The sequence below is a fragment of the uncultured Jatrophihabitans sp. genome, assembly GCF_964244045.1.
Classification (GTDB): Bacteria; Actinomycetota; Actinomycetes; order Mycobacteriales; family Jatrophihabitantaceae; genus Jatrophihabitans.
Map to the genome: position 1 here is coordinate 76866 of NZ_CAXTHK010000001.1, position 19406 is coordinate 96271.

The 19406-nt window shown below is 69.8% G+C and carries 18 protein-coding genes; 4 read left to right on the plus strand and 14 right to left on the minus strand.

From position 1 onward, the window contains the following. Window positions 1–81: 81 nt before the first annotated feature. Window positions 82–1524, plus strand: a complete 1443-nt coding sequence (gndA, locus tag ACFFC4_RS00460; protein ID WP_375496662.1) for an NADP-dependent phosphogluconate dehydrogenase — start codon at window positions 82–84, stop codon at window positions 1522–1524. Between the two features lie 125 nt (window positions 1525–1649). On the opposite strand, the gene ACFFC4_RS00465 is transcribed toward gndA, so the two are convergent. The 7 genes from ACFFC4_RS00465 to ACFFC4_RS00495 form a co-directional block, all read right to left on the minus strand. Continuing rightward, window positions 1650–2711, minus strand: a complete 1062-nt coding sequence (locus ACFFC4_RS00465) for a hypothetical protein (protein ID WP_375496664.1) — start codon at window positions 2709–2711, stop codon at window positions 1650–1652. A gap of 157 nt (window positions 2712–2868) precedes the next feature. Continuing rightward, window positions 2869–3894 (minus strand): phosphogluconate dehydrogenase (NAD(+)-dependent, decarboxylating), encoded by a 1026-nt coding sequence (gene gnd / locus ACFFC4_RS00470; protein WP_375496666.1) that lies wholly within the window; start codon window positions 3892–3894, stop codon window positions 2869–2871. Window positions 3895–3898: 4 nt separating this feature from the next. After that, window positions 3899–5551, minus strand: a complete 1653-nt coding sequence (pgi, locus tag ACFFC4_RS00475; RefSeq protein ID WP_375496668.1) for a glucose-6-phosphate isomerase — start codon at window positions 5549–5551, stop codon at window positions 3899–3901. A gap of 67 nt (window positions 5552–5618) precedes the next feature. Continuing rightward, a complete protein-coding gene (locus ACFFC4_RS00480) occupies window positions 5619–6917 on the minus strand; it encodes a CDP-glycerol glycerophosphotransferase family protein (RefSeq protein ID WP_375496670.1) in 1299 nt (432 codons plus the stop codon). After that, entirely contained in the window at window positions 6914–8056 is a 1143-nt protein-coding gene (locus ACFFC4_RS00485; RefSeq protein WP_375496672.1) for a CDP-glycerol glycerophosphotransferase family protein, read from the minus strand. Before ACFFC4_RS00485 ends, ACFFC4_RS00480 begins: the two co-directional genes overlap by 4 nt. 92 nt (window positions 8057–8148) lie before the next feature. Beyond that, entirely contained in the window at window positions 8149–8799 is a 651-nt protein-coding gene (locus tag ACFFC4_RS00490) for an acVLRF1 family peptidyl-tRNA hydrolase (RefSeq protein WP_375496674.1), read from the minus strand. A 10-nt stretch (window positions 8800–8809) separates the two neighbouring features. Continuing rightward, window positions 8810–9793: a DMT family transporter gene (locus tag ACFFC4_RS00495; protein ID WP_375496676.1), complete on the minus strand. Its 984-nt coding sequence runs from the start codon at window positions 9791–9793 to the stop codon at window positions 8810–8812. 75 nt (window positions 9794–9868) lie between these two features. On the opposite strand from ACFFC4_RS00495, the gene ACFFC4_RS00500 reads away from it, so the two are divergent. Beyond that, the gene (locus ACFFC4_RS00500) at window positions 9869–10405 is read left to right on the plus strand and encodes a CGNR zinc finger domain-containing protein (protein ID WP_375496678.1); all 537 of its coding nucleotides are present in this window, start codon (window positions 9869–9871) and stop codon (window positions 10403–10405) included. Here the strand turns inward: ACFFC4_RS00500 and ACFFC4_RS00505 are convergent. From ACFFC4_RS00505 to ACFFC4_RS00525, 5 genes are all read right to left on the minus strand, one after another. After that, complete coding sequence (locus ACFFC4_RS00505; RefSeq protein ID WP_375496680.1) at window positions 10395–11357, minus strand: ABC transporter permease; 963 nt, start codon at window positions 11355–11357, stop codon at window positions 10395–10397. The genes ACFFC4_RS00500 and ACFFC4_RS00505 overlap by 11 nt on opposite strands. After that, window positions 11357–14011, minus strand: coding sequence for an alpha/beta fold hydrolase (locus tag ACFFC4_RS00510; protein ID WP_375496682.1), 2655 nt, complete (start codon window positions 14009–14011; stop codon window positions 11357–11359). Before ACFFC4_RS00510 ends, ACFFC4_RS00505 begins: the two co-directional genes overlap by 1 nt. 65 nt (window positions 14012–14076) lie before the next feature. Beyond that, complete coding sequence (locus ACFFC4_RS00515) at window positions 14077–14559, minus strand: DUF3995 domain-containing protein (RefSeq protein WP_375496684.1); 483 nt, start codon at window positions 14557–14559, stop codon at window positions 14077–14079. Window positions 14560–14594: 35 nt separating this feature from the next. Then, window positions 14595–15104, minus strand: a complete 510-nt coding sequence (gene purE, locus ACFFC4_RS00520; RefSeq protein WP_375496686.1) for a 5-(carboxyamino)imidazole ribonucleotide mutase — start codon at window positions 15102–15104, stop codon at window positions 14595–14597. After that, on the minus strand, window positions 15097–16290 hold the full coding sequence (locus ACFFC4_RS00525) for a 5-(carboxyamino)imidazole ribonucleotide synthase (protein ID WP_375496688.1): 1194 nt from the start codon (window positions 16288–16290) through the stop codon (window positions 15097–15099). Before ACFFC4_RS00525 ends, purE begins: the two co-directional genes overlap by 8 nt. An 88-nt stretch (window positions 16291–16378) precedes the next feature. Between ACFFC4_RS00525 and ACFFC4_RS00530 the strand changes: the two genes are divergently transcribed. Continuing rightward, on the plus strand, window positions 16379–16882 hold the full coding sequence (locus ACFFC4_RS00530; protein ID WP_375496690.1) for a GtrA family protein: 504 nt from the start codon (window positions 16379–16381) through the stop codon (window positions 16880–16882). Window positions 16883–16889: 7 nt separating this feature from the next. Here ACFFC4_RS00530 and ACFFC4_RS00535 read toward each other — a convergent pair whose 3' ends face one another. Continuing rightward, a complete protein-coding gene (locus ACFFC4_RS00535; RefSeq protein ID WP_375496692.1) occupies window positions 16890–17348 on the minus strand; it encodes a hypothetical protein in 459 nt (152 codons plus the stop codon). Window positions 17349–17429: 81 nt separating this feature from the next. Between ACFFC4_RS00535 and ACFFC4_RS00540 the strand changes: the two genes are divergently transcribed. Further along, the gene (locus tag ACFFC4_RS00540; RefSeq protein ID WP_375496694.1) at window positions 17430–18140 is read left to right on the plus strand and encodes a hypothetical protein; all 711 of its coding nucleotides are present in this window, start codon (window positions 17430–17432) and stop codon (window positions 18138–18140) included. Here the strand turns inward: ACFFC4_RS00540 and ACFFC4_RS00545 are convergent. After that, a complete protein-coding gene (locus ACFFC4_RS00545) occupies window positions 18112–19404 on the minus strand; it encodes an RNA polymerase sigma factor (RefSeq protein ID WP_375496696.1) in 1293 nt (430 codons plus the stop codon). The genes ACFFC4_RS00540 and ACFFC4_RS00545 overlap by 29 nt on opposite strands. Between the last annotated feature and the right edge of the window lie 2 nt (window positions 19405–19406).

Consider the following 19406-nt stretch of genomic DNA (forward strand, 5'->3'; position numbering starts at 1 on the left):
ACCAGCCGTGGTGTGGCAACGCCGGTAATGGCCGGACTCTCCATGGTGAGCGGGCTTTGTCCGGACGTTACGTTGGTGGACATGACGGAATCTGCCTCGGCCACCATCGGCGTCACCGGCCTCGCGGTCATGGGCCGTAACCTCGCGCGCAACCTGGCTCGACACGGGCACGCGGTCGCGCTGCACAACCGCTCCGACGAGCGCACCCGGTCACTCGTCGAACTGCACGGCGACGAGGGCACTTTCGTGCCGTCGGAGTCGATGGCCGGCTTCGTCGCGTCGCTGACCTCGCCGCGCGCAATCATCATCATGGTCAAGGCGGGCGGCCCCACCGACGCCGTCATCAACGAGCTCGCGCCGCTGCTCGACGAAGGCGACATCATCGTCGACTGCGGCAACGCCCACTACGCCGACACCCTGCGCCGCGAGCAGCAGCTCACTCAGCAGGGCATCCACTTCGTCGGCTGTGGCGTCTCCGGCGGCGAGGAGGGCGCCCTGCTCGGCCCGTCGATCATGCCGGGCGGCTCCGAGCACTCCTACGCCAAACTCGGGCCGATCTTCACCTCGATCGCCGCGCAGGTCGACGACACGCCGTGCTGCGTGCACGTCGGCCCCGGCGCAGCAGGGCACTTCGTGAAGATGGTGCACAACGGCATCGAGTACGCCGACATGCAGCTCATCGCCGAGGCGTACGACCTGCTCCGGGCCGGGCTTGGTGCGTCACCCGCCGAGATCGCCGGCATCTTCCGGAGCTGGAACGAGGGCGACCTCGAGTCCTTCCTGATCGAGATCACCGCCGACGTACTGGCGCAGGCCGACGACGAGACCGGTCAGCCGTTCATCGACATCGTCGTGGACCAGGCCGAGCAGAAGGGCACCGGCCGGTGGACGGTGCAGTCGGCACTCGATCTCGGTGTGCCGATCACCGGCATCGCCGAGGCCACCTTCGCCCGCGCGCTGTCCGGTCACGCCGAGCAGCGCGGCCCGGCGCAGCAGGCGTTCGGCTCCGAGATCAGCGATCTCGGCATCACCGACCGCGACGCCTTCATCGAGGACGTCCGCCTGGCGCTGTACGCCTCGAAGGTGGTGGCCTATGCGCAGGGCTTCGACCAGATCAAGGCCGGCTCGAGTGAGTACGGCTGGGACGTCGACCCGGGTGCGATGGCCACCATCTGGCGCGGCGGGTGCATCATTCGGGCCCGATTCCTCAACCGCATCCGCGACGCCTACGCCGATGATCCCGAGCTGCCGACACTGCTGGTGGCGCCGTACTTCGTCGAGGCCGTGCGCTCGGGAGTCGATGCCTGGCGACGGGTCGTCGTGCAGGCCGCGCAGGCCGGCATCCCGATCCCCGCGTTCGCGTCATCGCTGTCGTATTACGACGGGTTACGCCGTGACCGGCTGCCGGCCGCACTCATCCAGGGACTGCGCGACAACTTCGGCGCACACACCTACAAGCGGGTCGATCGCGACGGCTCGTTCCACGTCGAGTGGGCCGGCGACAAGAAACAGCACGACGCCTGACCGCCCCGTTGGCCCCCCACCGTTGAGTGTCGGGTTACGGCCCGAGTGTCGGCTTACAAGCCGACACTCGAGCGCCAACCCGACACTCAACGGTGTCGGCGTCGGCGTCGGCGTCGGCGTCGGTGTTAGCGGGAGCGCTCGTCGAGGTCGCGGAAATCGTCGAGGTCGTTGAGGTCTTCGGCCTCGTCGGTGCGGACGGCGTCACGAGGTGGCGCAGGCTGCTCCTGCGCGACCGGTTGCTCCTGCGGGGCAGGGTTGCTGGAGCCGAAGTAGCGGCGCGGCATGTGCACCCCACGACGCGGCGACTCGGGTGCCGCGCTCGGCGGCGATGTCGAGCCGACGGCCGGCAACTCGCCGGTCGTCGTCGGGCTCTGCGCCTCGGGGTTCCAGACGGTAGCCGAGCCACTCGACGGTTCGGGGTCAGGCACCCGCTGCGGTCCGGGGTCGGACACCCGCTCCGGCCCGGGGTCCGCCGGTGACGGGGCGGTGTGCACCTCGTCCTCGGCGACGACGGGCATCGCGGCGGTGTCGTCGTCGGGACCGGCCACCGGCAACGGCTCGGTGGTGCCGGGCGTGCCGTAGCCGCCCTCGCGGTTGCCCGCTGCCCAGGTCTGGGCGTTTCGATCGGTGACATCGCGGTCGGCGTTCGCCCGCTCGTACTCGGCGCGCTCGGCCGCCTGCTGCTCGGCTGCATCTCGATCGAGCTGCGCCACCTGTTCGTCACGCCGCTGGGCGGCGCGCACGTCGCGGACGCTGCGCACCGAGAGCCGGCCGATGGCGACGGCCGCAAGCAGGATGATCAGCGCGCCGATCCCGGTGAAGAAAGCAAGGTACTCGGCGACATAGCGGCGGTCACCGGCGGCCGACGGCGTTCCCGGTGAACCCAACTTCAGCAGGTAGGACACCTGCTGCCCGACGACGAGCCAGCCACCGGCCAGGGCCGCGAGCCACGCTCCGATGCTGGTGACGATCCGGCTTGCCGACAGGATCAGCAGCAACCCACCGAAGACGGCCAGAGCGCCTGGCAGCACCTCGTACCAACCGCGGGCGGCCGTCCAGTGCCACGTCTCGTTCGGCTTCGGCGTGTAGGCGAAGTGGAATGCCGGCCCGACGAAGGGTACGAAGGCTGCCCACACACCGGCGAGCAAGAGCAGCACGCCGGAGACGACGCCACGGCTGCGCGGCATGTGCACTCTGCCGCCCTGCTCGGGCCGTGTGGTGTCAGGTGCAACGTCGGGCTCGGCTTGGGTCACGGACGACAACCTCCAGGATCTGCGGACCCGGTCGCGTCCGCCGACCCTAAGGGTTACCCGAAGCCGACGATGCGCTTCGCAGGCACGCCGGTCACTCGCCGGTTGGCAGCTCGTTGTGCCCGCCGAACGCCTTGCGCATGGCGGAGAGCAGCTTGTCAGCGTAGACCGCCTCGCCGCGGCTGTTGAACCGGGCGAACAGGGAAGCCGCGAGCACCGGCGTGGGCACGCCCTCGTCGATGCCGGCTTTGATCGTCCAGCGGCCCTCACCGGAATCCGACACCCGGCCGGCCACGGAATCCAGGTTCGGGTCGCCGTTCAGCGCACCGGCGGTGAGATCGAGCAGCCACGACGCGATGACCGACCCGCGGCGCCACACCTCGGAGATCGCGGCGAGGTCGAGGTCGTACTGGTAGTACTGCGGTTGGTCCAGCGGGGTTTCTTCAGCCGAGTGTGTCTTCTCGGTCTTGCCGGCGTTCGCCTTGTGCAGCACGTTCAGGCCTTCGGCGTAGGCGGCCATCATGCCGTATTCGATGCCGTTGTGGACCATCTTGACGAAGTGCCCGGAGCCGGCTGGCCCGCAGTGCACGTAACCCTGCTCCTCCGGCGCCGGATCGCCGGTGCGTCCAGGTGTGCGTTCGACGGCGCCGACTCCGGGCGCGATCGAGGCGAACAGCGGTTCGCAGTGCTGATAGGCCTGGTCGTCGCCGCCGATCATGAGGCAGTAGCCCCGATCGAGGCCCCAGACGCCGCCACTGGTGCCGACGTCGAGGTACTCGACGTTCTGGTTCTCCTTCAGCGCCTTGGCGCGGTCGACGTCCTCACGGTAGTTGGAGTTACCGCCGTTGATGATGATGTCGCCTTCCTCCAGCAAGCCGGAAAGCTCGGTCACCACCTTGTCGGTGATCCCGGCCGGGATCATCACCCATGCCACTCGCGGCTTCTCGAGCGCGGCCACGAAGTCCTCGAGGGACTTGGCGCCGGTGATGCCGTCCTCTTTCGCCAACTCGTCGACGGTGTCAGGGTTGGTGTCGTAGGCGACGGCGGTGTGGCCGTCGCGGACGATGCGGCGCACGATGTTCGCGCCCATCCGGCCGAGGCCGATCATTCCGAGCTGCATGGGGTCAGCCTTTCTGGCGCGCGAGACGGTAGCGGTTGATGAGGGCGTTGGTCGAGCTGTCGTGCGCGAGGTCGGGCTCGTCGTTCGCCGAGAGCTCACCGGCGACCTTCTTGGCGAGCACCTTGCCGAGCTCAACGCCCCACTGGTCGAAGCTGTTGATGGACCAGATCGTGCCTTGCGTGAACACGCTGTGCTCGTACAGCGCGATCAGCGTTCCCAGGGCGAACGGCGTGAGCCGGTCGAGCAGCAGGGTGTTGGACGGCCGGTTGCCGTCGAACACCCGGTGCGGGACGAGCCAGTCGGGCGTGCCCTCCGCGGCTACCTGTTCCGCGGTCTTACCGAAGGCCAGCGCCTCGCCCTGGGCGAAGACGTTGGCGGTGAGCAGGTCGTGGTGGGTGGCGCCGTCGGCCGCCGGCAACGAGTTGAGCGAATGGGTGAACCCGATGAAGTCGGCGGGGATGAGCTCGGTGCCCTGGTGGATGAGCTGGTAGAAGCTGTGCTGGCCGTTGGTGCCCGGTTCGCCCCAGTAGACCGGCCCGGTGGCGTAGTCGACGCGCTCGCCGGTGAGCGTCACGTGCTTGCCGTTGGACTCCATCGTCAGCTGCTGCAGGTAGGCCGGGAACCGTTTGAGGTACTGGTCGTAGGGCAGCACGGCCTGCGTCTGGGCATCGAAGAAGTCGGCGTACCAGACAGTCAGCAGGCCCAGCAGCACCGGCAGGTTCTCGGCGAACGGGGCGGTGCGGAAGTGCTCGTCCATAGCGTGAAAACCGTCAAGCAGCTCGCGGAACCGGTCGGGTCCAACCGCGATCATCGTCGACAGCCCGATGGCGGAGTCCATCGAGTAGCGGCCACCGACCCAGTCCCAGAACCCGAACATGTTCATGACGTCTATGCCGAACTCCGACACCGCGTCGGCGTTGGTCGACACCGCGACGAAGTGCTTGGCGATCGCGGCCTTGCTGTCGATCGCGGACAGGATCCAGTCACGGGCGGTCGTCGCGTTCGTCATCGTCTCGAGCGTCGTGAACGTCTTGGACGAGACGATGAACAGCGTCTGCTCGGGGTCGAGGTCGCGCGTCGCCTCGGCAAAGTCGGTGCCGTCGACGTTGGAGACGAAGCGGAAGGTGAGCTCGCGCTGGGTGTAATGCCGCAGGGCCTCGTAGGCCATCACCGGGCCGAGGTCCGAGCCGCCGATACCGATGTTGACGATGTTCGTGATCGGCTTACCGGTGTGGCCGAGCCACTTGCCCGCGCGGATCTTGTCCGCGAACTCGGCCATCCGCTGGAGCACCTCGTGCACCGCGGGCACGACGTCGACCCCGTCGACGGAGATCTTCGCGCTCTTGGGGGCCCGCAGCGCGACGTGCAGCACTGCGCGGTCCTCGGTGATGTTGATCTTCTCACCAGCGAACATGTCGGCGATGTGCTCGGCCAGCCCGGACTGCTCGGCGAGCTCGATCAGCAGGCGCAGCGTGTCGGCCGTGATGCGGTTCTTGGAGTAGTCGAGGTAGATCCCCTCCGCCTCGACCGCGAAGGTCGTGCCGCGATCGGGATCCTGCGCAAATAGGTCACGCAGGTGGACGTCGGCGAGCTCGGCATGGTGGGCGGTCAGCGCCGCCAGCGCAGGACGTGCACTTAGGGGGGCGAGCTCGGTCATGGGCGGAATTCCAGCGCCATCCTCATGCGTCATGCCTACCAGACCCGGAGATGAGCTAAACAGATCGTCAGGAGCTCGCGGTAGCGCGTTCTCTGCTGCGGTTCAGGTCCTCACGCAGCAGTCCCAGCACGCGCTCGCACACCCGCCCGTCGTCGTGCGGCGACATTTCGGCGTTCAGGGCGCGCCGCTTTGCGGCATCGGCCGCGCCCAGACACGGGTCCAGGAGCGCAGCGACCAGCTCCTGCTGGGTCTTGACGATCGGGCCGGGGACGCTGTCGGCGGGGAGGTAGAAGCCGCGCAGCGCGCTTTCGTAGCGCTCGAGGTCGTACATGAAGAAGATCATCGGCTGGTCGAGCAGCGCGTAGTCGAAGTAGATGCTGGAGTAATCCGTCAGCAGAACATCGCTGGCCAGACACACCTCGTTTATCTCATCGACACCGGACACGTCGAGGACGAAGCCTTCGTGCGCGGCAAGGTCGAAGGAATTCGTGACGAGGTAATGCGCGCGGAACAGCACGATCCAGTCCTCACCGAGAGCGACGCGCAGCGCGTCGAGGTCGAGCGGTTGCTCGTAAATGTAGCCGGACTTCGAGCTGTGCTGGTCGTCGCGCCAGGTCGGCGCGTACAGCACGACCTTCTTGTCCGGGGCGATACCGAGCCGCTCGCGGGCGGCCTTGACGTCGGCGTCGGTGGCGTTGGTCAGCTGGTCGTTGCGCGGATTGCCCGCCTCGAGGAACAGCGTGTCGACGTCGGCGGGCGCCACGCCGAAGGCGCTGGTGAAGCAGCGCGTGGTGAACGGTGCGGCCGACAGGAAGCGGGTGATCTTGCGTGCCTCGATGCGGTAGCGCTGGTCGATCTCGAACTTGGCGTTCATGGCCGTCTCGGTCGTCTCGACGACGTCGATACCGATCCGCTTGAGCGGCGTCCCGTGCCAGGTCTGGACGTATGTTTGTCCGGGCCTCGGGTTCAGCTCGGCCGCGATGACCGAGTTGCTGATCCAGACCGCGGCCCGGCCGAAGGCCTGGTAGTACGGCGCGGTGCGATAACGCACGACGCTCGTCCGGGAGTCGCCGAGCGTCGCGAACTCCTGCGCGTGCGCCGGGTTGCGGAACGACCAGACGAAGCGGCAGTCGGTGTAGCGCGGGTCGTCGAGCATCGCCTCGTACAGAGCGCGTGGCGAGCCGGCATAGCTGCGGCCCATGAAGCTCTCGAAGGCGATCAGACCGGCGTCCGGCGTGCCGCGCGAGTTCCACCGGAACAGCAACGAGCGCTGGCGAGTGCGCCAAGTGCGGTACTGGGCGCGCATCGCCGGGTTGCGCTTGAGCACGCCGACGCCGTAGGCCTTGACCCTTGCTCTGAGCGTCATGCAAGCCCCCCGGGCGACGCGCCCAGCGCGAGCGCCACGATGCGCCGCGTGCAGCCGCCGTCGGCGGGTGCGACGAACTCATCGCGAAAGTGCGCGACCGACGCCAGCGAGCCTTCATGGTCGTGGATCGCGGCGACGACGTCCTTGGCGTCGCTGGCGACAGGCCCGGGCATGTCGTGCTCGTAGTCCAGGAAGAGTCCGCGGCGGGCGCGGTACTCCTCGAGGTCATAGGCGTAGAAGTACAGCGGGATGCCTACCACCGCGGCGTCGAAGACGATGGCCGAGTAGTCGGTGACGACGTGGTCGGCCACCGCCAGCCAATCGAGGGTGGAGAAGCTGCGGTCCTGGATCACGGCGGGCCGGTTGGAGAAGTCGCGGCGGTCGAGCGGGTGCAGCGTGACGACGACGTCGAAGTCGTCGGGACCCAACGCGTCGAGCAGGTCCTCGACGCGCACCGGCGGGCCCTTGCGGAACGTCGGGGCGTAAAGCACCAGCGGCTTGCCGCCCAGGTGCGGATGCGCCCGGTGAATGCGCGCGCGTTTGGCCGCGATGACCTGGGGATCGTGCAGGATGTCGACGCGCGGCGTCCCGATGGGCAGTACCTGCGACGGCTCGACGCCGAACGCCTCGGCGAACGGCGCCACCATGCGCTGCCCGCCCGCGACGACCCAGTCGTAGCCCTGGTGCATCCGCATGGCGGTGGCGAGCTTGCGCGAACGCCCCTCCTCGGTGTCCAGAGCGGCCAGTCCGAAGCGCTTGACGGCCCCGAGTGCATGCCACATCTGGACGACCACGAGCGACTCACGGTGGCGCAGCACGCTGATCGCGGCCATGTAGCTGTCGGTGATGCAGGCCCGCGACGTGGCCAGGTGGTACATCTCCTGCAGCATCTGGCCGGGCACGCCGAGCGGGTTGGTGTTGCGGTGATTGAGCACGACGACGCGCAGGGACGGGTCCTGGCGGGTGATCTCGTCGCGCACGCGCTCAAAATCCTGCGACGTGCGGCCGTAGAGGCGTGACATGAGCACGACCTTGCGGCGCACCGGTAGCAGCTTCAGCACCGCATAGCAGGCCGTGAGCACCGCCACCACCAGTCGCGCCCCGAGCGCGATGGCGGGCTCGAGGCGCGTGCTGGGCATCCTCACACCCTAGAAGGCCGACGTTGGAACGCTGGGGCGACCAGGTGTCGATGTCACGATGTATGACGCTTGTTTTCTCGCTGATCCCGCGCTCAGGGCACGAGCGAGATGCGCACCGCCCGGAACTGCGCGGGCGTGGCTCGTAGGACGACGAGCTTCGGGTCCTTCACCTCGAGCCACGGCCCGGACGGCTTGGGCAGCGCGGTCAGGCGGCGGTCAGCGAGAACCGTCGCGACGGCGTCTCGGTCGCCACCCGCCACGAGCGCCTCGAGCCCGCGCTCACTGTCACTGAGCAGAGCGTTCTGCTCAGTCAGGATGAGCACGGCGGTGTTCGCGGCGTCGGCGAAGGCGGCGGCTGCCTGGTTGTCGCGCCGCCGGGCGTACCGCTGCTGCGACCAGCCGCCGGCCTTCGTGGTGCCCTGGACGTAGCGGGAACCGACCTTGGACGCACGCAGCTCAACGCCGTCGAAGACGCCGACGGCGTAACCGCCGCGGCGCACGAGCAGCACTCCGAGGCGCCGGGCCCGCGCCGCGTGCTCGACCAGGGCGTCGAGTGTGAGCGGGGTCAGCGGCGGCCAGGGAACGTGCACCCAGGCGCGATCGCCGTCGGCGCCGGTGAGCCCGACAACGTCGGAACCGATGTCGGTCGCCGTCTCGCCGTGCCGCTCGGTGAACCCGGCCACCCACCGGGCGAGTCGCTCGGGCGCGACCGTCACCTGGCGGGCGTGCGCAGGCGGCTCCACTGCGGGAACGCTACCGCCGCCGGACGCCTGCAGTGGTAGCGATCTGCGCCGATTCCGTGACCACAGCAGGCGCCGAGCGGGGGTTGTCGCCCAGCCGGACAAGAGCGATACCGGCGAGCACGACGATCGCCCCGACGCCCTGCCACGCGGAGGGCCGCTGGTCGAGCAGCACCCAGGCGAACACGATCGCGAACAGCACCTCGGCCAGGCCCACGAAGGAGGCCACCCGGGCGCCCAGTCGCCGGGCGGCGGCGATGCCCGTGACATACGCGGTGACTGTTGCCACCAGGGCCACCCCGACGACCGGGACGAGCCAGGGCAGCAAGGTGCCGGCAAGCCGGACGTCAGCGGTGGCCGTGCGGAACGGCAGCACGCCGACGAGGTCGACGACCAGGAGGCCGAGTGCCGCCACCACCATCCCGACCCCAGCCATCGCGATGGGGGGCAGCGAGTCCTCGGCCGCTGCCGTCGTCGAGCTCGACAGCACGAAGTACGACGCCAGCCCGGCGGCAGCGCCGAGCGCCCACAGGACGCCGACGAGGTCGACGCGCTGCGACCCGGTGAGGTCGAGCACCAGCACCAGGCCGCCGATGGCCAGCACGCCACCGACCGTCGTCAGCCGGGTAGGTCGCTGGCCGTGCACCAACCACATCCACAGCACGACGAGCAGTGTTCCGCAGTACTCGAGCAGGAGCGCCACTCCCACCGACAGGTGCTCGACGGCATTGAAGAAGAACAGCTGCGGGACGGCGACCGCGCCGATGCCGTAGCCGACGGCTGCGGCCCAACCGCGGCGCAGCAACGCCCACCGGCCGCGAAGTGCGCGAACCGCCGGCACCGCCAGCACGAGCGCGGCTAATCCGATGCGCACCGTGGCAGCCCCGGCCGGGCTCCACCCCGCGGCCAGCAGCGAGTCGCCGAACGGGCCCGCGGTGCCGAAGGTGGCGGCAGACAGCACCGCCAACCCCAGACCCACCGCGCCGGACCGTGCCATGCCGTCACCTCAATCGTAAGGAGTGTTCTACTCGTATGATCGTGACGTTAGCGGCTGGGGATGAAAGGAGTCAATGTGCTTTTTGCTCATGACACCGAAGTCGCACTGGCGGCTGCCGTCGCGCTGGTGAACACCGAGGACGACGGTGGTCTCGACTCTCTCTCCGAGCTCGAGGACTTCGTCACCGCGTGGGGGTGGACGGGCTCCCGCCGGCGCACCCGGGCCGAGCTCGACAGCGTGCGAGCGCTCCGTCCGCGGCTGCGGGCGATCTGGTCAGCTGACGTCCACGAGGCGGTACGCATCGTCAACCGGCTGCTCAGCGAGGCCAAGGCCCTGCCCCAGCTCGTCACCCACGACGACTGGGACTACCACCTGCATGCGACACCGCCGCACGCACCGCTCGCCGATCGGATGGCGGTGGAGGCGGCCATGGCCGTCGTTGACGTCATTCGGTCCGGCGAACTCGACCGCCTCCGGACGTGCGCGGCGGACGACTGCGCGAACGTGCTCGTCGATCTGTCCAAGAACCGCTCGCGGCGCTTCTGTGAGAGCGGCTGCGGCAACCGCGCGAACGTCGCCGCCTACCGGGCCAGAAGAGCAGCTACGACGTAATGTCCTTCCGGTCGAAGCGCAGCCAGGCATAGCCGAGGAAGAGGGCCGTATAGACCAGAGCCACACCCGTCCCGCGGATCATGTCGTCCCAGCGGATGGGCGAGCTGAGCGCGTCGACCCACGCGTAGTTGTAATGCGTGGGCAGGTAGTCGCGGTAGGACTTCAGCGCGGTTATCTGGTCGATGATGCTCGACACCACGGCCGCCATCACCGCCCCGCCGACCGCGCCGAGCGGGTTGTCGACGGCGGTCGAGAGCAGGAAGGCCAGCGACGCGAAGATCAGCATGCGAATGCTGATGAAGCCGATCACCACGACGAGCCGCCAGATCGACGCGCTGGTGTCAAACGACCCGCCGATGGGCGAGCGGGCCGGGCCCCAGCCGAAGAACACGCCGCCGACCAGGAACGCCCAGACCGGCAGGGCCACGATGGCCGCGAAGCTGAGTACCCCGCCGACGATCAGCTTTTGCCGCAGCAGCCGCGGCCGGCGCACCGGTTGGGCCAGCAGGTAGCGCAGCGAGGACCAGGTCGCCTCGCTGGACACCGTGTCGCCGCAGAACAGGGCCACCACGACGATGATCAGGAAGCCCACCGACGCGAACTCGGTGAACAGCGCGAAGTTGAAGCCACCGGCCGTGGCCAGTGAGACGAGCTGCGGCGAGTCGTCACCGGCTCCCCCGCCCAACTGGAACGCCAACGCTATGACGATCGGCAGGACCAGCAGCAGCCCGAAGGCCACCTGCGTGCGCCGGCGACGCAGTTGGCGCTCGAACTCGACGCGCAGCCGCAGTGTGCGGCGCGGGTCGAACGTCGGGGCGCGGTCCGGGTCGAGCGCGGCCAGCCTGTCGTGGAAGCCACGTTTCGTGGCCGCAACGCGGGACAGCTCGCGGTCATTGACCGAGCGGCGGCGCGGCGCCGCAGGCGTCCCCAGGGACTGCTTGGCTTCGACCATCAGTCGTCGCCTCCGATCAGATCGAGGAACACGTCTTCGAGCGCCCGGCGGGCTGGAACGAGCTGCGAGCCGATACCGGCAGCGGTGAGCACCCGCGTCGCCTGCTCGGGATCATCGACAGCGAGTTGCGAACCGGCGGTGCCGGCCACGACCTCGTCGACCGAGCCCGAGGCCACGAGCCGCCCGCGGTGCATGACCACGACGTGCGTGCAGGTCTGCTCGACCTCGGCCAGGAGGTGGCTGGACACGATCACGGTGCGTCCGGTCTGAGCGTACTGCCGCAGCACCTCGCGCATCTCGGCGATCTGCGGCGGGTCGAGGCCGTTGGTCGGCTCGTCGAGGACGAGCAGCTCGGGCAGGCCGAGCATGGCCTGGGCGATGCCGAGCCGCTGGCGCATGCCCTGGCTGTACGCCCGGACGCGGCGGTCGATGGACCCCCCGAGCCCGGCGATGTCGAGTGCGACGCCGAACTCGGCCTCGTCGTCGGGACGTCCGGTGGCCGCCCAGTACAGGCGCAGGTTGTCGCGGCCGCTGAGGTGCGGCAGGAACCCGGGGCCCTCGATGAACGAGCCGAGCCGGGCGAGCACCGGCGCACCGGGCACCACCGGTTCGCCGAAGATGTGGATCGCGCCGGACGTCGGGGTGATCAGCCCGACGAGCGTGCGCAACGCGGTGGTCTTGCCTGCTCCGTTGGGTCCGAGCAGGCCGACGACCTGACCCTTCTCGACCCGGAAGCTGACGTCGTCGACGGCGCGGTAGCCGCCCTTGTACTCCTTGACCAGGTTCTCGATGCTGACCGGAACGTCGGCCAGTTCGGGCACGGACTTGAGGACGAGGCGGCGGCGGATGAAGACCCCGGTGACGCCGAGCGCGACCAGCGCGACAACTACGAGGCCGACGATTAGCCATGCGATCGGATGCCCACCGCTGACGGTGGTGCCGGCAACCGTCGGGACAGTGATCGCCGGCGTCCCGCCGTCGAGCGTGATCGTGTACGTCCGCGGCGTCGTCTCGTTGGCGTAAGCGAAGTCGGTGGTGCTGATCGTCAACGCCAGACGGTGCCCGGCCAGCACGTTGCGCACCACGGCCGGCAGCCGAACGGTGACCGTCATGGGGATGCCGGCGCGGGCGCCGGTCAGTCGCAGCGGCGACACGAGTTGCGACGGCAGCGTGCTCGCACCGTCGCGGTCCAGGTCGCGCAGCCCGGCGAACAGCACGACGTCACCGGACTGCTGCGGTGTCACGGTCAGGCGCACGGTCGACGCTCCGACGATGCGCAGCTCGGAGTCCAGCGCCGACGAGACGAAGGTGGCCGTCTGGCCCGGCGCCGCGGGCAGCGCAAGCGCCCCGCCGACACTCGAGAGGGTGTTGAGCACGCCGCCGAGCCCCGGGATGCTGGTGATCGTCGCGGGTGAACCACCTGCCGGCGAACTGACCGGTTGCGAGACGCCGCGGACGGTGACGCTGCGGGTGCGGGCCGCGGCGGTGCCGGCGACGCCCGGGTAGCCGGCGGCGCGCAGCACCTGTTCGTCGGCGTCGCCCGTCGCGGCCGAGACGACACCGGCCTGCTCCGAGAACTGGAAGGGCTGGCTCTTCCCGACGTTGTCCTTTCCCTTACCGAGCGACTTGCCGAACCACGAGATGGCCGCGCTGGTGACGGTGCCGCCGCCGACCGAGCTGTCGTCGTGCCCGCCCTGGCGCCAGACAACCCGCACCGGCGTCCCGTGCGCAGCGATACCGCGGGCATTTGCATCGGCCTCGGTGAGCGGGAACAACGAGTCCTGCTCGCCCTGAGTCAGCAGCGTCGGGGCGTCGATCTTTGACAGGTAGGTGGCCGGGCTCGCCGCTGTCATGATCGCGGTCATAGCCGCCGTGGGGGCGCCGGCCGCCGCTGAGGCCTGGTAGGCGGAGCAGACGTTCGGCGCGAAGTTGCCGCAGCTGACCGAGCCCGTCGGAGCCTTGGGTTGCTTACCCGCGGCCAGTTGCGCAAGCGCCGATTGGGTGCCGCCGAATCCGTTGCCGAACAACGAACCCACGTACAACCGCTTGAACACGCCCGGCTCGGTCGAGGACACGACGTTATTCGGGAAGAACGCGTGCGAGAGGTCGTTCCACGTGATGTCCGCGGCCACGGCGCCGACGCGGTGGTCGGCGGCCGCGAGCAGGAGCGAGATTCCCCCGCCGTAGGACGAGCCGGCGGCGCCGATCTGCGCACGCCCGGCGACCTTCTCGACCTGGGGCAGCCCGCTGAGGTAGCTGACGAGCAGCGAGGCGTCCCGGATCTCGTAGTCCGGCGAGGCGAAGTGGATGAGCCCGCCGGACCTGCCGAACCCGCGCGCGCTGTAGGTGAGTACGACGTAACCGTGGCTGGCGAGGGTCTTCGCCGTGCCGGCCAGTCCGGTCTTGTCGCCGCCGAAGCCCTGGGTCAGCAGCACCGCCGGCGCTGGCGTACCTGACGGTATGTACAGGGTGGTGTCCAGACGGACCAGCTTGCCCGCCTCGGGCGTACCGGGAATGAACTGGGACCGCGTAGTAACCGAGTCGGACGACGACGCCACGGCCGCGACGACGCCAGCCGCAGCTAACACCAGAACGGCGATGACGACGATCTGAACGGTTCGCGAACGCAGTCGCTCTCGCAGGGCGGCCACCATCGGGCCAGCGTACGTATCGCACATGAGCGGCCGTCCCACGTGCATGGTCGCGAGGATCCGCTGGGTCAGCGAACCAGCGCCGCGCGGCCGCGGGTCAGCCGCAACCCACCGGCCAGGAGAAGCCCCCAGAGCAGGAAGAGCGGGTCCCACAGTGCGGCGTGCCCTAGCTCGGCTGACCGGTCGTAGCCACCGTTCGTGGACAGGACTCCACCGAGAACCGCCCAGCCGACGACGACGTTGAGCAGGCCGTAGCCGATGAGGACGACCGCTCCCGTCCAGGCCAGTCTTCGCCAGCCGCGCCGGCCAGGGACACGCCGAGTCTCCACAGCCACCGGAATCAGCGCGCCGGCGATCTTGAGCACCGCAACGGCCCCGAGCACGGCAGCGCAGGCCACCGGATTCTGGTCAGCCAGGGGGACCGCCCATGCGCCGACGGTGCGCAAGAGCCACCGTCCGCCGGCCGCCCAGTAGATCGTGAAGGCTGCATGCACCAGACCGGCAGCCGCAGCGCCCACGAGTAGCCCGACCCCGACCCGATGCGTCGCCACGGCGGCGAGTCTCCCAGCTCGGGCCTGCCGAGCGGTCAGTCGCGAGCGCGGGCGAGCCGGTCCTGCAGCGCGGCGTCCTTCGCCTGGGCGGCAGCGGCGAGCTCGAGCTGGAACGCCGCGACCCGGCGGGCCAACGCGTCGTCGGCGGTGGCCAGGATGCGCACGGCGAGCAGCCCGGCGTTGCGCGCGCCGCCGATCGACACGGTGGCCACCGGCACCCCGGCAGGCATCTGCACGATCGACAGCAGGGAGTCCATCCCGTCGAGGTACTGCAGCGGAACGGGCACGCCGATGACCGGCAACGTCGTGGACGCCGCCACCATGCCTGGTAGGTGGGCGGCACCACCCGCGCCGGCGATGATCACCTTCAGCCCGCGCCCGGCCGCCTGCTGCGCGTACACGGTCATCTGGTGCGGGGTGCGGTGCGCCGACACCACCCGAACCTCGCACGCGACGTCGAATTCGGCCAACGCCTCGGCCGCTGCGGACATCACCGGGAAGTCGGAATCCGAACCCATGATGATCCCGACCTGCGGCTCAACCATGGCGGGCCGCCGTCGCGGACGCGTCGCCGAGGCCCATATCGCCGAACATGAGGTACTGGGCAGCCTCGTGCGCCCGTCGACGCACCGTCTCGAGGTCCCGGCCCAACGCGGTCACGTGCCCCACCTTGCGGCCGGGCCGGAACTGCTTGCCGTAGAGGTGGATCTTGACGTCCGGCCAGTGGGCGAAGCAGTGGTGGACGCGTTCGTCGATGCCCTTGGGCGTGACGTCGTCGGGTCCGCCGAGCAGATTGGCCATCACGACGACCGGTGCGACCTGGTCGGTGGCACCCAGCGGGTAGTCGAGTACAGCGCGCAGGTGTTGCTCGAACTGCGAGGTCAGCGAGCCCTCGATCGTCCAGTGCGCGGAGTTGTGCGGACGCATCGCCAGCTCGTTCACGATTAACCCGTCGGCCGTCTGGAACAGCTCGACGGCCAGCACCCCGGTAACGCCGAGCTCCTGCGCGATCCGCAGCGCCAGCGCCTGCGCCTGCTCGGCGGTCTCGTCGTCGAGGTCGGGTGCGGGCGCCAGCACCTCGACGCAGATGCCGTCGCGCTGCACAGTCTCGACGACCGGCCACACGGCACCTTGCCCGAACGGTGAGCGGGCGACGTCGGCAGCGAGTTCGCGCACGATCGTGACCTTCTCCTCGACGATCAACGGCGTGCCCGAGGCCAGGACGGGTTCTGCTTCGGCCAGCGAGGACACGACCCACACGCCTTTGCCGTCGTAGCCGCCGCGAGCCGCCTTCAGCACGACCGGCCAGCCGCCCTGCTCGGCGAACCCTTCGAGATCGGCGCGCGACTCGATCGGTGCCCAGCGCGGGCAGGGCACCCCGAGCGTCGAGAGCCGGCGGCGCATCTCGGCCTTGTCCTGGGCGAAAACCAGCGCTGCTGCGCCGGGGTGCACGGTGACGCCGTCGGCCTCCAGCGCCGCAATGTGCGCGTTCGGGACGTGCTCGTGGTCGAACGTGAGCGCGTCGCAGCCGACGGCGAACGCCCGCAGGTCCTCGAGCGAGCGGTAGTCGCCGACCACGACGTCGTGCGCGACCAACGCCGCACCGTCATCCGCCGAATCGGCGAGCACTCGCAGCGACTGGCCCAACGCAACGGCGGCCTGGTGCGTCATGCGCGCCAGCTGGCCGGCGCCGACCATGCCCACGACCGGCAGTCCGGTCCGCTCGTCCACAGCCAGCAGCGTAGCCCTGACGAGCCTGGCGGACGGCTGATCAGCAGCCACTGCTCCATGCACTGAAGCGAGTAACGTCGCGCGAACCATGACCGCCCTACGCTTCGATCCGTCACTGCGCCAGCGGCTGCGCGGTTCGTGGCGGATCCTGGTCAAGGAGCTCGCCGCGTTCGGCGTCGTCGGAGCCATGGCCTTCGCCCTCGACATCGGCCTGTTCACCTGGCTCACCCACGGTCCGCACCTGGGCGCGCTGAAGTCGAAGGCCATCTCGACCGCGGTCTCGACGACCTTCGCCTACTTCGGCAACCGCCACCTGTCGTTCTCACACCGCGCGCGAACGTCGATCGGTAGGGAGACGTCGTTCTTCTTCGGCATCAACCTGATCACGTTGATCGTCAGCGAGCTGGTGCTGGCGCTGTTCATCTACTCCCTGGGTTACGGCCACCAGAGCACGACGGTGTTCGTCGTCAACCTGGCCACCATCGCGCTGGGCACGGTCTTCCGGTTCTGGGCGTACAAACGCTTCGTGTTCCTGCACCCGGATCGCGTGCACGCGCGCAACGCCGACCTGGACCGCGAGCTCACCGATTAGCCGGCGCTCAGTCCACTCCCCCGACGTCGGTGTGGAACGCCTCGTAAACGAGGTCGGCGCCGGTCTGGCGGTGCCGCACCACGTGTCCGAGCAGGCGGGTGGCTCGATTCCGCAGGGTGTCGACGTCCTGCTCGGTGACGGGCGGCTCGCTGTCGGCGACGAGCGAGGCGATCTCGGCTGCTATGTCGGCGTGCTCGTTCGTCAGCCGGGTGACCGCGTTCGTCAGGCGCAGGTCGCGGGCCAGGATCGACTGGTGCAGACCGTCGGGGCCCTCAGTGACCTGGATGTGTGAGTCGAAGTCGCGGGCCAACGTGCCCAGCGCGTCGTGGACGGCCTCGCCCCATACGACGGCCCGTCCCGACGCCGGCGCGGCCAGGCATCGTTCGACGAAGCCCAAACTCTCGCGCAGTTCGGCGCGGCGCACGCGCACAGCGTCGAGTTCATCGCGAGCGGTTCGAGGTTCCATGGGCACGCACCTTCGCCGTCGTGGGCGGGTGTTCATCGTGGTCCCCGCGCGGCCGATCCGTCCACCCCCCAGAATCAACTCATGACGACGGTGCTGATCGGTGGCGGGCACGACGACCTGGGGACGGTGCTGGCGCCGTTCCTCGCGGCGGCCGGAACCGATCCCGTGGTTGCTTGCGTGGTGGTCGACGAAGGCTCGGGCGCGGACGAGTTCGCGACCTGGGCCGCCGCGCTGCAGGACACCGCGCCCTGCCGTCCGGTGCCGGTGTTGGTACCGCTCGGTGCGCCGTTTTCCCTCGACTCGCTCGACGGCGGCGACGCGCTGTTCGTCGCCGGCGGCCTGACCCCGGCCTACGCCGAGGCGCTGGTGCCACTGGCCGCGCCGATCCGGGACTGGCTGGCCCACGGCCGTCCCTACGCTGGGTTCTCGGCCGGTGCGGCGATCGCCCCGAGCGCGGCCGTCATCGGCGGGTGGTTGCTGGCCGGGCGCCCGGTCTGCCCGTCCGATGCCGCTGAGAGCCTCGACGAGGTCACCGTCATCGACGGCCTCGGCCTGCTCGATCTTGCCGTGGACGTGCACGCCGCGCAGTGGGGCACCCTCGGGCGGTTGATCGGTGCGGTCACCGCGGGCCTCGTGCCGGCCGGGCTTGCCCTCGACAATCACGCGGCGCTCGTGGTCGACGACGACGGCGGGCTGTCGGTGCTCGGGTCGGGCGTAGCGCATCTCGTCCGACCGGCGGCTTCGGGTGTCAGCGTCGTGTCGTTTACCGGTGGCGCCCCGCTGACGGTCTGACGGCGGGTGAGCAGTCGGCGGCGCGCGCCTGCAGCAGGCGGCGTTCGGTCACGTTCGCGGTCAGGGCCGCAGCCCGGTCGAACTCGGCCCGCGCCTCGTCGCGCCGACCCAGCTTCAGCAGCAGGTCGCCGCGCACCGACGGCACCAGGTGGTAGCTGCGCAGCATCGGCACGTCGTCGGCGATCAGGTCGTCGAGCACGGCCAGACCAGCGGCCGGGCCGTCGGCCATCCCCACCGCGACGGTCCGGTTCAACTCGACCACGGGCGAGTCGGTGGCCGCGACGAGCTCGGCGTACAGCCCGGCGATCCGCGGCCAGTCGGTCTGCGCGACTGTGGCGGCCCGAGCGTGGCAGGCCGCGATGGCGGCCTGCAGCACGAAGGGGCCCCTCCCACCGAGCTTGGTCGCTCGCTCCAGTGCGCCCAGGGCGTGCGTGATCAACACCCGGTCCCACCGCCCGCGGTCCTGGTCGAGCAGCAGGATCGCCTCGCCGGCCGGGCTGACCCGGGCCCGCAGCCGGGACGCCTGGATCTCCATCAGCGCGACGAGGCCGTGGGCCTCCGGCTCGTGCGAGGCCAGACCGGTGAGCATGCGCCCCAGCCGCATGGCCTCCTCGCAGAGCACCGGACGTGTCAGCGTCTCGCCGGTCGTCGCCGCGTACCCCTCGTTGAAGACGAGGTAAACGACCTCCAGGACGGACGCGAGCCGCGCGGCCAGCTCGTCACCGACCGGCACCGCGAAGGGCACCCCCGCAGCCGACAGAGCCTTCTTGGCCCGGGTGATCCGAGCGGCCATCGTGGTCGTCGGGACGAGGTAGGCCCGGGCGATCTCCTCGGTTGTCAGGCCACCCACCATGCGCAGGGTCAGCGCCACCCGCGCCTCGGGTGCGAGCACCGGGTGGCAGGCGGTGAACATCAGCCGCAGCACGTCGTCGGAGACGGTTGCCTCGCTCTCGATCTCGGCCATGGGGTCCTCGATCTCAGCCGTCTCGCGACCGATCTCGGCGAGCTTGCGCTCGTACGTGGCGGCGCGTCGGACGGAATCGACCCACCGCCGGCGCGCGACGGCCGTCAGCCAGGCGCCGGGGTTATCGGGCACGCCGGTCGCCGGCCACTGCTCGAGCGCTGCGACGAGGGCGTCCTGAGCGAGGTCCTCGGCGAGCGAGACGTCACCGACGGCGCGAGCCAGTCCGGAGATCACCCGCGCCGCCTCGATCCGCCAGACCGCAGCGATCCGCGCTCCCAGGTCGGTACCCGCCCTGCTCATGC

Coding starts and splice junctions, on each gene's coding strand:
- ACFFC4_RS00540 (WP_375496694.1), top strand. CDS start 17,430: ATGACGACGGTGCTGATCGGTGGCGGGCACGACGACCTGGGGACGGTG.
- ACFFC4_RS00545 (WP_375496696.1), bottom strand. CDS start 19,404: ATGAGCAGGGCGGGTACCGACCTGGGAGCGCGGATCGCTGCGGTCTGG.
- pgi (WP_375496668.1), bottom strand. CDS start 5,551: ATGACCGAGCTCGCCCCCCTAAGTGCACGTCCTGCGCTGGCGGCGCTG.
- ACFFC4_RS00480 (WP_375496670.1), bottom strand. CDS start 6,917: ATGACGCTCAGAGCAAGGGTCAAGGCCTACGGCGTCGGCGTGCTCAAG.
- ACFFC4_RS00485 (WP_375496672.1), bottom strand. CDS start 8,056: ATGCCCAGCACGCGCCTCGAGCCCGCCATCGCGCTCGGGGCGCGACTG.
- ACFFC4_RS00505 (WP_375496680.1), bottom strand. CDS start 11,357: ATGGTCGAAGCCAAGCAGTCCCTGGGGACGCCTGCGGCGCCGCGCCGC.
- ACFFC4_RS00535 (WP_375496692.1), bottom strand. CDS start 17,348: ATGGAACCTCGAACCGCTCGCGATGAACTCGACGCTGTGCGCGTGCGC.
- gndA (WP_375496662.1), top strand. CDS start 82: ATGACGGAATCTGCCTCGGCCACCATCGGCGTCACCGGCCTCGCGGTC.
- gnd (WP_375496666.1), bottom strand. CDS start 3,894: ATGCAGCTCGGAATGATCGGCCTCGGCCGGATGGGCGCGAACATCGTG.
- purE (WP_375496686.1), bottom strand. CDS start 15,104: ATGGTTGAGCCGCAGGTCGGGATCATCATGGGTTCGGATTCCGACTTC.
- ACFFC4_RS00530 (WP_375496690.1), top strand. CDS start 16,379: ATGACCGCCCTACGCTTCGATCCGTCACTGCGCCAGCGGCTGCGCGGT.
- ACFFC4_RS00510 (WP_375496682.1), bottom strand. CDS start 14,011: ATGGTGGCCGCCCTGCGAGAGCGACTGCGTTCGCGAACCGTTCAGATC.
- ACFFC4_RS00495 (WP_375496676.1), bottom strand. CDS start 9,793: ATGGCACGGTCCGGCGCGGTGGGTCTGGGGTTGGCGGTGCTGTCTGCC.
- ACFFC4_RS00465 (WP_375496664.1), bottom strand. CDS start 2,711: ATGCCGCGCAGCCGTGGCGTCGTCTCCGGCGTGCTGCTCTTGCTCGCC.